Annotated in this window: 7 protein-coding genes; 6 read left to right on the top strand and 1 reads right to left on the bottom strand. The window is 69.3% G+C overall.

The features are described 5' to 3' along the window. Nucleotides 1–418 precede the first annotated feature (418 nt). Complete coding sequence (locus ACWEFJ_RS33710; RefSeq protein WP_449716205.1) at nucleotides 419–1,015, bottom strand: tyrosine-type recombinase/integrase; 597 nt, start codon at nucleotides 1,013–1,015, stop codon at nucleotides 419–421. Between the two features lie 910 nt (nucleotides 1,016–1,925). On the opposite strand from ACWEFJ_RS33710, the gene ACWEFJ_RS33715 reads away from it, so the two are divergent. Genes ACWEFJ_RS33715 through ACWEFJ_RS33740 form a run of 6 tightly spaced genes read left to right on the top strand, consistent with a single transcriptional unit; the run spans nucleotide 1,926 to nucleotide 14,368 of the window. Next, the gene (locus ACWEFJ_RS33715; RefSeq protein WP_378086029.1) at nucleotides 1,926–2,444 is read left to right on the top strand and encodes a hypothetical protein; all 519 of its coding nucleotides are present in this window, start codon (nucleotides 1,926–1,928) and stop codon (nucleotides 2,442–2,444) included. Nucleotides 2,445–2,499: 55 nt separating this feature from the next. Then, nucleotides 2,500–3,642 (top strand): hypothetical protein, encoded by a 1,143-nt coding sequence (locus ACWEFJ_RS33720; RefSeq protein ID WP_449716206.1) that lies wholly within the window; start codon nucleotides 2,500–2,502, stop codon nucleotides 3,640–3,642. 42 nt (nucleotides 3,643–3,684) lie between these two features. Then, complete coding sequence (locus ACWEFJ_RS33725; RefSeq protein ID WP_449716207.1) at nucleotides 3,685–5,526, top strand: hypothetical protein; 1,842 nt, start codon at nucleotides 3,685–3,687, stop codon at nucleotides 5,524–5,526. Between the two features lie 6 nt (nucleotides 5,527–5,532). After that, nucleotides 5,533–8,568, top strand: coding sequence for a DUF6603 domain-containing protein (locus tag ACWEFJ_RS33730; RefSeq protein WP_449716208.1), 3,036 nt, complete (start codon nucleotides 5,533–5,535; stop codon nucleotides 8,566–8,568). Next, nucleotides 8,568–10,976, top strand: coding sequence for a hypothetical protein (locus ACWEFJ_RS33735; RefSeq protein WP_378086039.1), 2,409 nt, complete (start codon nucleotides 8,568–8,570; stop codon nucleotides 10,974–10,976). Before ACWEFJ_RS33730 ends, ACWEFJ_RS33735 begins: the two co-directional genes overlap by 1 nt. Further along, nucleotides 10,973–14,368 (top strand): hypothetical protein, encoded by a 3,396-nt coding sequence (locus ACWEFJ_RS33740; RefSeq protein ID WP_449716209.1) that lies wholly within the window; start codon nucleotides 10,973–10,975, stop codon nucleotides 14,366–14,368. The genes ACWEFJ_RS33735 and ACWEFJ_RS33740 overlap by 4 nt, the downstream gene beginning before the upstream one ends. Nucleotides 14,369–14,380 lie beyond the last annotated feature (12 nt).

The following is a 14,380-nucleotide window of genomic DNA, read 5'->3' on the forward strand; positions in this document are numbered from 1 at the left end:
GGGAGCGGCGTCGTGGAAGCAGTGGCGGAATTCAAGCAGCCTGCTGCGAGCAGCCGATACACGCGGAGGTCCGATGAGCCGCAAGCCGGTCGACCAACCACCAACAAGATCAAACGGCGATTCGGCGGTGACAGGAACGCGGTGAAACGCAAAGGAACTCGGGTCGACCGTGAGGAACGACCGGCTCTGACCTGCGCGAGTTGGAAAAGCGCAGGTCAGAGCCGTACCTCCATGTCCTTGACACGGTAGGGGTCACTGATTCAATCCCAGTATCGTCCACCATCTATAAACGCAGGTCAGACAGCCCGTCGGTGATCACTACCGACGGACCCCCGCCATGCGGTGCCCGAGGCGCTTGCGCTGGAGGATCTCCGGCACCCCGGCCTCAATGAGCCACGTCTCGTGAGTGTGACGTAGGTCATGGGAGCGCAGGCCAGGGTGGATCGGCGCCCACCCTCGGGTCGGATCGCCGTTGACGAAGGGGCAGCCGGACCCGCCGCCGGAAGTTCGACCGGCGCAGCAGTCCTCCGTCCAGACCGGTGGACACGTGGTCCTGCATCCGGCCGGCCCGGTGCTCGGCGAGCAGGTCGACCAGGAACGGCGGCAGGTGCACCGTGCGGACACCGGCCTTCGACTTCGGCGGCCCGGGCTCCAACCGGCCGCCCACCTCGTGCAGGGCTCCCTTGTCCGGTTCGATCGTGATCACCCTGCGGGCCAGGTCCACCCGCGCCCGCCGGCCAGCTCGCCCCACCGCAGGCCCGTGTACGCCGTTGTGACCACCGGACACGGCGTCCACGGGGGAACACCGCTCGGCCGGCGACCGCCGCAGCGTCTTGACCCACCCCTTCGCCGCGAGCCGCGAGATCGCCTTCAACGGCACGTCACCGAACCGCGGCAGCACGTGGTTGCGCAGGCGCGGGTCGTACTCCGCCCACGTCGTCGCACTCACGTCATGGGCGTCCGCCCAGATCGGCACCCACTCCCCCAACGGCATCACGCCCACCGAGGGGTCCACGAACGTTCCCCGGCGCTGATCCGACTCGATGCCCCTCGCCCGACCGACCGCCACCGAACGATCGGTGAACCGGTCTCCGAACCCAATGCTTCGTCCGACAACCGGAACCGCACCCGAAAACCGGAACCGTGCTTCTCCACTCACGCCATACCCATCACTCCCGGTCAACGACGAAACCCCGCCCCGAACTGACGCAGCAGACCTGGACGCTCCACAAAGGACGGATGTCAGCCCGCATGTGGTCGCCACACCCATCCGAAGCCGAGTGTGTTGACGCTGCTGCGCCCGCTACCTCGCCACCCCACGACGACCAAGGGTTGCCGCCATGATCATCCGGGCGCACGTGAGCCGTCCGGAACCTCGGAGGACGAGCCGAGGAGCACTGCCGTCGAGATGGCGCGGGGACCGGAACCGGCGACGGGACGGAGCGCTGAGCCGTCCGGTATCGACCGTCGAGTGAGGTCGTAGCCCACACGAGTGCACATATGGCTCAAGCTCTGGAGCCGTACCGGTCGTGCTCGTCAAGATGGCCGGCGGAGGTCTCCTTCCACGTCGCAGTCAGGATCGATCCCGGCAGAGAACCGGTGCCGCAGGAACGCGGTGATGTCCCGGGCAACTCCGGTGCGCCGTCTCCGCTGCCCCTATACGTCGGACTCGAGCCGTTGCCTCCGGATCTCCCGCTCAGGTGAAACCGCACCAGGTCGGCGTAACACCGTCCACAAAGGATTGGTGTGCCCACACCCTGTCTGCGCCGTGGGGAGTCCATGCCGGACGACGCCGCCGAACCGCCGGCTCCCACCTCACCCAACTCGGCGAAGTTCCACCGGAAGTGACGCGGATCCAGGTGGCGGCGAACCCGGCGAGGCGCAAGTCTCGTCCGCAGCGGTACCCGACGAAAGTGAGGACGTTCGTGTCCAGCACAGCAGACAGCGTCGATGCCCAGCAGGCGGAGCTCGGGAAGATCCTCGGGCTTGACGGCCCCGCGTCCGAGGACGTGCTCAGGGCCGCCGTGGGCGACGAGCAGTTCGCCCGCAACATCCTGACCTGCCGCCGCGATCCCGAACTCCTCGCCGCGGTGCTCGCCCGCCCGCCCGTCCCGGCCGAGCCCCTGCCCACGTCCACCCTCGTCGCCCGCGGCGCCTCGGCGCTGGCCCGCTGGGCGCGCACCGGCTTCACCGTGGTGACCGACGAGGTGTTCGACGCCCGGATCGCGGCGTGCAACACCTGCCCGCACCGGACCGGTCCGCAGGTCGCCGGCGTCCTGGGCCGCCTCGCGGCCACCGGCCTGGCCGACAAGTCCACCTGCGCCCTGTGCGGCTGCGTCCTGGCTCGCAAGGCTCGCCTCCCCTCCGAACAGTGTCCCGCGGCCGACCCCGACCGCCCCGGCCACACCCGGTGGGGAGACGCCCTGCCGAAGGCCCGGCCCTGAACGGCCGAGCCGGGACCGACAGCCCGCCCCAATCCCGAAAAACCAGGGAATCGCGATGGCCGAGATCGACAAGCTGAAGTTCGTCGGCGTGATGATCAAAGGTGAGAAGTACCACGTCCTGTGCAGCACGAAGAATTCCGACGAGAAGATCTACCAGTACCTGAGTACACCGAATGACCGATCCGATACGAAGCCGGCGGGCGGCACCGGTGACGCCGAGTCCGAGGACGTTTCGGACCCGGGGCCGATGGGTGGCACCGGCGGAACCCACTCGGGTCTGACCATGGACACCAGTTGGAACCTCGGCTACATCTACGCCGGGCTCGCCTGCCTGGAGATCCAGAGCGATAACGACAAGGTCCGTGCCTTGATCTGGGATAAAAAGATCTACCGGGCGTTCTACTGGTCCGCCTCGAACAAATTCCTGTTCTGCGCCCGACCGGATTCCGCAACCGTCGACAAGGTCGGCGACCCGGTGAACGGTTCCCGGCTGACCTCCTTCCACAACTGGTACACGGTGTCCGGCGAGAACGGCAAGCCGTTCTTCGAGATCATGGTCGACCCGCAGGAGAGGACGCTGTTCGGTCTGCAGGAGAACGGCGAGGCGTCCTCACTCCTGTGGGGAGAGTTGCAACAGCCGCACGCCACGCGGGCCATCCCTGATGGAGGAGGAGGGGCCGGTGTCGACTTCGGACTGACGCGGTGGCTCGCCATGGCCAGTGCTGCCAATGCCTCCTACGTCCTCGGGACGCCGGAGGGCAGGAGCGGAGTCGTCAAGAGGTTCAACATCGACAAGGCCGTGCCCACCGCCGACATCTCCATCCCAGCGGAATGGAAGCCCCGCGGAAAACCTGTCGTCACCACTTCGGGCGGAAAGCAGTACTGCTGCATGACCGCTCAGGGGGAAAAGGGGGCGTGGGGTATCGTCGTCGCGGACATCGGGGACTTCACCACGAACAAGGCGAAGATCATCAAGCTTCCGGATGCCTATACCGTCGCACCGTTGGCCGCAAATCCGCAGAGTGGAACTCTGTATGCGATCTGCATGGAATCGTCCAGTGCGGGAAAGACCTTGATCCAGGCGGTGAGCGCCGACGCGTCCAAGCCGGAGGCGGCACCTGTTGTCGCCGCCACCTGGCATTCGTCCCATGATCTGTACTCCGGGGATCCGGAACACCTGTGGTGCTACTTCTGGTAATAAGAAGCAATTCACGTGCCAGCCCTGCGAGGGAGGATGGTCATGGCCGCGGTCCGAGACGATAATCAAGGTTTCAATCTGGCAACCTGTGAGAAGAACATCGCCGAATACAAGATGTATCCCTCTTGCGATCACGTGCCGGGACTCGAGCACCATTGCGACAAGGTTCAATCCTCTAGGCACGAGTTCTGCATGACACATGGAGAGCCCAACTGGCCGATCGAGAGCCAGTGGTGTGAGCTCCCCGATGGGACGACGAAATACTTCTACGACTCGCCCGACCCGGCCTTCGACTGTCAAAATGCCGGTGGACGTGCGCATACCTGCATGTGCTGTTGCGCCTGCATGGCATACGGCACGATGATCGGCCTGCCGGAGGGACGGGAGGAGAAGATCGAGGCCCTCGTCCGAGGGGAACGGGTGCTGACGGGCGCGCTCGGAGTAGACGGCAAGGTCTCTTGGAGTTCGTCTCAGGTCACGTTCAGCGACGGTGCGGGGGGAGGGGGGAGCCTCGCCGTCCACCTCTCCTTCGACCGGCAGGACGGATCGGTCGGCGAGTTGATCTGCTCTCCCGACCAGCCCATCGCGCTCGCCGGCGGCACGCTCGTGCAGGCGTCCCAGTTGCATGTGCGGGACCACGTCCTGGGCGGCGACGGAGGCTCGCTGCCGGTGCGGTCCGTGGCGATCGGCGAGTACTCGGGCGGCCTGCACCACATCGGCGCGGGTAAGCCGACCGATCCGACCGGCGCCCATCTCCTCCAGGCATCCGGGGTGGTGGTCGGCGACTACTACCTGCAACTCCGGCCCGAATTGCTCGCCGGCCGTTGGGCCGCCGAAACCGAAGCCCGTCCCCACGCCTGGGAGCCCGACTACGCGCAGACGCACGAGGTGGAGAAGCACACGACCTCACTCGTCTTCGGCACTGCGAATTGCGGCACGGGCAGCGAGATCGGCACCCTGTTCACCGTTTTCAGTGACACCAACGGCTATCTCGAGAACGACGTCGCGGCACTTCTCACGCCTGCCCAGGCGAACGACGTGCTCCTGAACGGCAAGCAGATGAGCTTCGGGAACCCCATTCCCAAGTACCTGGTCGAAACAGTGTTCAAGCACATGCACGGTTTCCTGCCCGACGTGGACCTCCACCTGGACTGGAACCGGCCCGAGCCCAACGTCTACGCCTTCCGCCGGTTCGGCCGCCAGACGGTGGTGGTGACCGGAGGGCTCGCCAGGGCGGGAGTACTGGACTTCGAGGGTCTGGTCATGGCCGTCGCCCACGGGGCCAACCGGCTGTCCGGGGTGGAGCCGCTCAACGACCGGGGCTTCACCGTGACCGGCAGGGCGGACTACGACGCGTTCCACGACACGAGCCGGATCTTCTGGTGGATCACCGAGTGGTCCCGCAGCACGGGCGCCGCGCAGAAGCAGTTCAACGACCTGTTCGACCTCATCAGCGAGCAGAACGCGCAGGGGAACCCGGACGCCGGGCACGACGAGCCGTCCATCGCCTGCCGCCGCAAGTGCATCGCCTACAGCTCTGTTCTCGGCTTTCCGGAGTGCGCCGGCGGCCCTCCGCTCCCGCGGATCGCGATCGAGGACGCCGCCGCGACCACCGACACCCTCACGCTGGTGGTCAACCTCTCTCCCAAGCCGGAGAGCGTGACGGCCACCGGCAACTACGACATCACCCCGGCGGTGACGGTGACCGAGGCCGCGCTCGCCCCCGACTCGTCGTTCCACATCCTCGTCAAGGCCGACTTCCAGCCGGACCAGGAGTACCGGGTGACCGTCCGCGGCCTCGTGTCGATCCTGGGCAGCGGCATGGACCCGGAACGGGACTCGATCGGTTTCACCGTCAAGGTTCCGGCCGGCGTGCGGGGGTGACGGATCGTGAGCGAGGCCGAGCAGAGCGATGGAGCCGCGGACCAGGACAAGAAGGACGAGAAGGACGAGACCGGAGTACTCGTCGAGAAGGTCAAGGCCGGTGACGCGCCGGTCACCGAACTGACCGACTACCTGGACCTCGCCGACGTCAAGTCGTTCGACGTCAAGCTGACCGATGTGGTCCTGGAGAAGGTGAAGGACAGCCAGGGCAGGAACGGCTACCTGCTCCTCGGCGACGTCGGTCAGAAGGAGCAGGCAACGACCGGGCGGATCCTGATCTGCTCCCTGTACCTGGCCGTGGAGGAGGGAAGCGACGCGAATCCGATCCTCTTCATCGCGGAACTCGACGCCTCGACTCTCTTCAAGGAGATCCCGTTCGCCGGATTTCTCGGACTCGACGATCCCGGGCTGGTCCGCCTCCAGGTCATCGCCCTCGCCCGGCACGCCCTGAAGACCGGCAAGGAAGTGGATGACTTCAACAAGGCCATCCAGGAGAAGCTGTCCGGGAAGACGAAGTCGGCACCGCCCACGCTGATGAAGAAGACGCCCGACAAGAAGGCGGGCGGCGCGGCCTGGGAACCGGGGGTCTACCTCGCGCTCGGCACCTCGCTCGGGAAGGAGGACGTGCCGGGGCTGACCTTGCGGCTCAAGAAGCTCGCCAAGAGCGAGCCCACCACGGCCGCCGAGGAATCCCCGAAAGCCAACGCGCGCCGATGGCCGATCCGCGGGTACGGGCTGAAGTACCTGCCTGAGATTCCGGCCGCCGACGGCGTCCCCGGGGCGCCGGCGGTCGTCCGGATGACGATCGACGCGGGATTTGCCTACGGGCCCCTGGGACTGGAGGTCATCGGGTTCGGGCTGCAGGTCCCGTTCAAGACCAGCGACCTGGTGGACTTCGTCACCCTGACGGGGATCGGGGTGCGTGCGGACTTCGCCGGTTTCACCGTCGACGGCGCCGTGATGTGGGACCAGGAGGCCCGCCGCAGGGGAATCTGGAAGTTCGACGGCCTGATCGCCGTCACGATTCCCGAGCTGCTCACCTTCGTCCTGGCGGGCTCGTACGCCCAGGTCTCCAACCCGGGAGAGCCGACTTACAACTCGCTCTTCGTGTTCGTCAGCCTGTCCGACTTCGTGCTGCCGCTCGGTCCCGTCACCATCACCGGATTCATGCTCGGGGGCGGGTTCAACAGCCTGCTGCGGATGCCGAAGATCGACGACATCGAGAACTTCCCGTTCGTTTCCGGACTCAAGTCGGGGCGGGTGCTCGCACCCAAGGCCGGTGAGAAGGCGGACAAGCAGGAGAGCGCGGCCGAGGTGCTCAGGAAGCTCAGCAGTGCTGACGAATCGGGCTGGGTCAGCCCGTGCGACGGCCGGCACTGGGGGGCCGGTGGGCTGAAGCTCGAACTCTGCGAGGTCGTCAAGTGCGATGCGCTGCTCGTCGTGGAGTTCGGCCACGGCGTGGCGGTGGTGCTGCTGGGCGTCGTGAAGTTCGAACCGCTGCCGAAGCAGGACGACAAGCCCTCGAAGCTCGAGATCGTCAAGCTCGTCGTCCAGTTCGAGATCGGGTACGACTTCGACCGCCATCTTCTGCTGTGCGCCTTCGCCCTGACCCAGGACTGCTTCCTGCTGGCCAAGGAGTGCAAGCTCAGCGGGGGCGGAGCGCTGTACGTCTACACCGGTGGACCCTCCGGCGGGCAGTGGGTGCTCGCGCTCGGCGGCTACAACCCCGGCTTCAAGGTGCCCAAGTCCTACCCGAAGGTCCCCCGGATCGCCCTGGAGGCGAGCCTGTGCGACTCCGTGCTGATCAGGGGTGAGTTCTACTTCGCCAAGACCACCGACGGGATCATGGCCGGCATGGCCTGCTCGATCAGCGAGGACGGCGGTTGGTGGCGCTGGTGGTGCAGCCTGCACTGGGACCTGTGGGTGGAGTGGCACTCCTTCTCCCTCCGGTTCGACGTGGGAGTCAGCCTCGGGATCTCGGCCAGCATCAACCTCGGCCTCTTCCGGGTCCCGGTGTCCATCGAGATCGGTGTCGACATCAGCCTCTGGTGGCTGCCCGAGCACGGCGGGCACTGCGAGGTGCACCTGTGGGGTCTGTCCATCGGCGGCGGTTGGGGCGTGTCCTGGCCGGAGACCAAAGAGCAACCGAAGGTGCCGTGGACCAAGTTCACCCGCCAGCTGCCCAAGGCGGTGAAGGTGGTCCGCAAGAAGGGCGTCGAGCGCGGTGAGCCGAAGGACGAGGTCACGCACCTGTCCGCCGTCGTCGCGGCCGGCGAGGCGCCCGGCGGCGGGAAGCCCGGTGACGGCGGAACGGCCACCGTGCCGGACCAGCCGTGGGTGTTCTCCCAGGCCGGTTTCGAGTTCACCACCGACACCGCCATGCCGGTGACCCACCTGAAGATCAACGGCGTCGAGGTGCCGGACACCGGGATCCCGAACAGCGGCTCCGTCAACCTGCGCCCGATGGGCGAGGAGGGCTCCGGCGCCACCTCCCACCACTGCCTCACGATCGACAAGCTCCGGGACGGGACCACCGACCAGTGGGAGCCGTACGACGTCCTCAAGAACGACTGGGCCGTGGCGCCGGTCCGCACCAGCGTGCCGCGCTCGCTGTTCGGCCCCAGCGGCGAGACGTCGAACGACGCCGCGAACAACACCGACGAGGGCCTGGTCCACGATCAGCCGACCGGCCTGAAGGTCACGGTTCCCGGCCCCGAGGCGGACGGGGACCCCGTCGCCGTCTTCGCCGACAAGCTGGCGATCGAGGATCTGCACCTGACGGGCAATCCGGAGAACAAGGTGCTGCCCGTCGTCAACACCGCTCCTTCCGGACCCAAGGCCCACCGCGGTGGCACGACCGTTCGCGACGACGTGGCCAAGGACCTGCTCGCCTCGTCCGCCCGCCGCGGCGCCGTCACGGCGGTCCTCACCGCCGCCGGCCTCCCGTTCGACGACCTGGACGACGACCTGGGCCCGCTGGCCGCCGCGATCCGGGACCTCTACACCGACCCGCCCCTGCTCGTAGACGCCCGAGGACACTGATGCTGAGGTTCACCGAAGTCGCCCGGCCCTGGAAGGTGACGCTCTACGACGGCTACTACCCGGCCGCCGTCGCGGGCACCTACCGGGTCCGGGTGGAGCAGCACGTCTACAACGCCGACGGCACCGAGCACACCCCCGCGCTGGAGGGCGTCACCCGCGCGTTCGACGTGCGGAGCATCCAGGTCGACATCCCGGAAGGCACCGTGCACAGCAGGGTGCCGGCGGACGGCAGCACCGGCTTCTTCGACCTGGTCCTCCCCCACATCTCGCTGAACCGCACCTCGCTGCCGTGGGAGCGCGAGCTGTCCCGGACCGAGACGCCCTCGAAGCGGAAACGGGACACCCAACGGGTGCCCTGGGTGGCGCTGTTGGTCTTCGCCGAGAAGGAGCTGCCGGGCGATCCCGGGGCCCGGGGCCTCACCGAGCAGCGGACGGCGGCCGCGTTCGTCAACCCGGCCGCCACCGACGTGCACTGGCCGAAGTTCACCATCGACGTCCCGGGGGCGACGGTCTGCCGGACCATCGACGTGCCGGCCGCGCTCTTCCGGGACGTCGTTCCGCGCTTCGACGAGCTGCGCCACCTCGCCCACTGCCGGAAGGTCGACGCGCGCAAGACCCGCAACCTGTACTACATCGACGGCGAGGACCTCGAGGTCGGCCAGTTCGCCGTGGTCACGGCCAACCGCCTGCCGGTGCGCAACGCCCGCTACGTGGTCCACCTCGTCTCGCTGGAGGGCTGCGAGGACTACGTCCGCCATCCCGACCAGCTCACCAAGCCGGTCCGCCTGCTGTCCCTGCACTCCTGGAGCTTCGAGAACTACAACGGGACGGGCCTGGAGTTCGAGCCGACCGTCACAGGGCTGGCCGTGCCGGGGCTCACCGACCCGTCGGCGCTGCTGCTACGCCTCCCGTCCACCGGGATCACCGCCCTCCCGGGTACGGACGAGGCCGCGCGCGCCCACGTCTCCTCACGGCTGGAGGCCGGCTACGTGCCGCTGACCTACCAGGTGCCCACCGGCGAGCGGATCCCCGGCTGGTACCGCGGGCCCCTCACCCCCGTCGTCCCGACCGCACCCGAGCGGGACGCGAAGGGCTTCCTCAGCGCCGAGGAGTGCCTGGTGTACCTGGAGTCCGAGGGCGTCTTCGACATCAGCTACGCGGCGGCGTGGACCATCGGCAAGGCGCTGGTGCTGGCCAACGCGGACCTGTCCAAGCCGCTCCTCGAAGCGCGCACCCGCGGCTGGGAGACCGTCCGCCTGGCGGGCGCCTACCTGCGGTCCAACCCCGAGGCGGACCTGGCGGAGCTGCGCGCCCACCTCGACCACCCGGGTGGGCTGGCGAGGTTCGCCCGGATGCTGGAGCGCGGTCTCGGCGACCGGCTGGGAGAGGCCATGGCCGCCCCGCCGCTGCGCCGGCCCGCGGCCGGCCCCGACTCGCGGGACTCCACCCCGGTGCGGCCGGCCGAGGCCATGCGCGATCCGTCGCCGGACGTGCTGGCGCTGGCCGGCGAACAGATGGTCCGCCACCTCGCCACCGGCAATCCCGGCATCGCCGCCCGGGACCACGCCCTGCTCCACCCCGCACCCCTCCCGGACGCGGACCCGGTCGTCCCGCCGGGAGCGACCGGTCTGGACGCGCTCACCCTGCTGTGCGCGGTGCCCTTCCACTACCTCGTGCCGGACTGGCGCATGCTGCTGCCCGCCAACGGTTCGACCCCGGCCGGCACACCGGCCGGAGTCACCGCGAAGGGCCTCGCGTACGAGGGCATGCGGCTGTTCCACCTGGACCCGGCATGGCTGAACGCCCTGGTCGACGGCGCCCTCAGCGTCGGTGTCAGCACCACCCTCGACGCGAAGCTCGCCGCGAAGCAGCGCGAGGACCTCACCGCGCCGGGTGTGACGGTCACCGGCCTGCTGATGCGCTCCCGGCTTCCGACGGCCTACCCCGGGCTGGTGATCGAAGCCCATGCGGGCCCGGACAAGGAGCAACTCACCGTCCTGCGGCGCGATCTGACCAACGACGTGCTGATGCTGCTGTTCGCCGGCATCCCCGACACGATCGTGATCCGGGAACCGGGCCACGGCATTCACATGGGGATCGACGCCGACGGCCAGACCGGCCGGAAGATCCCGCTGCGCGCCCTGACCGGCGACATCGGCGAGGAACTGGGGACCGAGTTCGACTTCACCGGGGTCCTGGAGTGCCTGCGGCCCCGGCCGGCCGGCGTCCAGCCCGACGTCCTCGACCTCAAGGGCACCGCGACCTCACTGCTCGGCCGGCTCTCGGACGCCCTGCGCGCGGCGAAGCAGTCGGTGCAGGGCGACCTCGCGCCGTCGCAGTTCGCGCTGCAACTGACCCGCGCGCCCCAACAACTCACCCTCCGTCGCACCGAAGGCCACCACCAGTGACATCCACCCACCCGCTGCTGGTCCCGATCACCGTCGACGCCCTCGCGGTGACCACCGCGCTGCGCACCAGCGGGACCTGGAACCGCTGGCAGGCCGACTTCGACCGGTTGAAGCGGCACCAGGACCCCGAAACCATCGACGATCAGCAGAGTTTCGGCAGCAAGGACTACACCGACTACAACGGCGTCTACCTGATGTGGCAGCTGCCTCAGGCGCTGCGGTCCGGTCCGCAGGACCCGAAGACCGGCCGGGCGCTGCTGCCGAAGATCCCCAACCGGTGGCTCGTGCTGCGTCACCCCGGGGCCGGCGGCCCCGCGGAGGCGACCGCGGCCTGGGTGGTCGAGAGCGACTACACGGGCGAGGACGGCACCAGCAGCTTCATCATCGGCCAGGACGCGACCCTGATCGGCCGCTCCCACCCGTTGCAGGCCACGGGCGAGGGCTGGCAGGAGGAGCGGGCCGCCGACCCGCTCTTCCTGGACGCGTTCGGGCCCGGGCTGGCCGGGTTCACCCTGTACCAGCGGTACAACGAGAACGTCCTCTCCCTGCACGACCCGATGACCGACCTGCCCGCCGGGCGGTACAGCTACCTCGTCGTCGGGTGGTACTCCAACCCGGACGGGGACCCGCTGTCCGGCAAGGCGCCGGTCGAGCAGGCGCTGGCCGCTCTCAAGTGGCGGACGGAGAAGCCCTTGTCCGGCGCAGCCGTCCTCGGTTCGCGGTACGTCGGAACGGCGCTGGCGGTCGCGTGGGACGACCCGGACCATTGCGTGAGCTCGGCGCCCGACTACAACGGCGTCAAGGTGGCCTTCGGGCAGAGCTGGGCGGACGCGCAGGCGGCCCTGACCGAGCCCGAGGTCAGTGGGCTGGACGCCGAGGAACACCTGGCCCTGACGGCGTTCCACCACGACACACTGCCGGATCTCGGCAAGCCCGACGCCGAGCGCCTCACGGCGCTGGAACGCCACCAGCGGACGTTCGCCCGGGCGGCCGGCGGCGGCTCCTGGCAGTGGCAGCCGTCGTCCGACGACAAGACCGGACACACCGAGCCCGATCTGAGCGCCCACAACGCCGCCCAGGCCGAACTCGACGCGGCACAACGGCAGTTGCAGGACGCCCAGCACGCCCTCTTCGACCTCGACTGGCTGCGCAAGTCGCAGCAGATCACCGCCGAGGAGTACCAAACCGCCCACTCTCCGCGCGCCGCCGAACGCGACCAGGCCCGCGCGCGCGTGGACCTCGCCCGCAAGGCCCTCCCGCCCGCGCCCGCGGAGGCCGTGTCCACGCCCGACGACCCGTTCTACGAGCCGATGGACCCCGTGGTCCTGCTCTCCGGCACGAAGATCACCGAGCCCCTGGTGCCCGAAGCGCCGCTGTGCCGCACCTACGACCGGACGGTGACCGGGATCGCGGGCCACACCCTGTCCGGGACGGTGGACTCGCTGCCCGGGTACGCCTGCCTCGCCGCCGTGTGCGGCGACGACACCGCCCTCGCGGCGAACCTGTTCACCGAGTTCGCCGTCCTCGACGCCGCCGCCCGCACGCCGAAGCAGGGCGAGGAGTACTCGGACCTCCAGTGGGCCCTGGACCAGTGGGCGAAGGGCAGGCACGAGCTGATCACCGGCATCCCCGCCGACTTCACCCGGCCCTGGCCCGGCCAACCCTGGCTGCCCCGCTACCTCCTGTGGACGCTGGCCTGCCACCCGATCGCCTACCAGGACGCGTCCGGCCAGTCACCGCACTGGTCGCTGCACGGCAACGAACTGCGCTGGAACGGCGAGGGCGAGGTCGGGGAAAGCCGGCCCACCGTGTCCGGCTTCAGCCTGATCACCCCGCTCCCGCAGTTCGCCTCCGAGCGCCGGGCCCGCCACTGGGCGGCCAACACGCCGCCGGACGAGGCCGAGCAGTGGCGCCGCTTCGCCGACCAGAAGACGAAGGAGGACGCCCTGTGCCAGGCGCTCACCGGCGTCAACGCCTGGTTCCAGCAGCGCAGTCACACCCACTACCTGGCCGACGAGAACGAGCCCTACCGGGGCACCACCGTCCCCGACTCGACGATCGCGCACTTCTTCCCGGTCCGGTCGGGACAGGCCGACCTCCAGACCCTGTCCGTGGTCGACGCGTTCGGCCAGACCGTGGAACTGATCAATCCCGGCATACAACGCAGCACCCCGGTATACCGCTCGCCCTCCACCCGCCCTCACCCGAACTGCCGGATCCTGGACGACATCCAGGAGCAGTACGTCCTGCAGTTCCCGCCGCGGATCCTGCACCGCGCGAGGCTGCGGTTCGACCCGGTCGACGCCCGGACCGACGCGCCGGTGCCGCCGATCGGCCCACCCGGGGGCAATCCCGTGTGCGGGTGGCTGCTGCCCAACCACCTCGACCGGACCCTGGTCGTGTTCGGGCCGGACGGCACCGCCTTCGGCCAGATCCAAATCAACCGCAACAGCGGCGGCACGGAGCGGCTGGCCTGGCGGGCCCTGCCACCGCGGCAACCCACCGAGAGCCTCGCCACGGCCGCCACCGCCCTGCCCGGCCCGCTCGGCGCGCTGCTGACGGCCTTCCTCCAGCAGGACGCCACGGCGTTGCCCGGCCTGATGGCGCTGATCGACGAGGCCCTGCACACCCAGGACCGCTACTCCCACGAGCACGACAACCAGGCGGTGCTGATGGGCCGTCCGCTGGCCGTGGTCCGCGCCGCCCTGCGGCTCGAACTGGACGGTGCCTGCCCGGCCGGCGCCAAGGGAGCGGTCGATCCACCCGCCACACCACCGCTGACCACCTACCGCTGGCAGGTCAGGCTCGGACTGCCCGAGTTGGCCAAGGACGGCCTGGTCGGCTACTTCGGCCCCGACCTCGACGAGGACGCCACCCGGTACGACCGATTGTGGACCTCGCACTTCGGCAAGACCGCCGGATACCTTCGCCACCTGGGCGCCGGCGAGCAGGATCCGGGACTGCTGCTGACCGCCGGCTCCGCCCACGCGGCGAAGCCCGAGCACGGCTGCCACGTCACCCTGCTGCTCGACCCCTGGCGCAGTGCCGCCGCGCTCTCCGACCTCCTTCCCGCAGCGGACCTGACGCTGGATCAGGCCGTGGTGCGGCCTGCCCTGACCCGGATGCGGGTGCCGTTCCCGCTCGGCCCGCTGCTCGCCCCGGACGGCCCCCCGGTCGAGGCAGGCTCCCAGCGGACCGTGGTGATGCCGCGCCCCGTCGCCTGGACCGGCGAGTGGGAGTGGGTCGGTCCGCCGGCACCGCGGTCCGCCGACCAGGGGTGGGACCGCCGCGGCATCACCCCCTCCACCGTCACCGCCGATCCCCAGACGGAGCGCCCGCCCGCCCGCTCCGGATTCCTCCGCAACATCCGCGGCTTCCTCCCGGATTCCTGAGCCCGCGCCGCC

The sequence above is a fragment of the Actinosynnema sp. NPDC004786 genome (genome assembly GCF_053601135.1).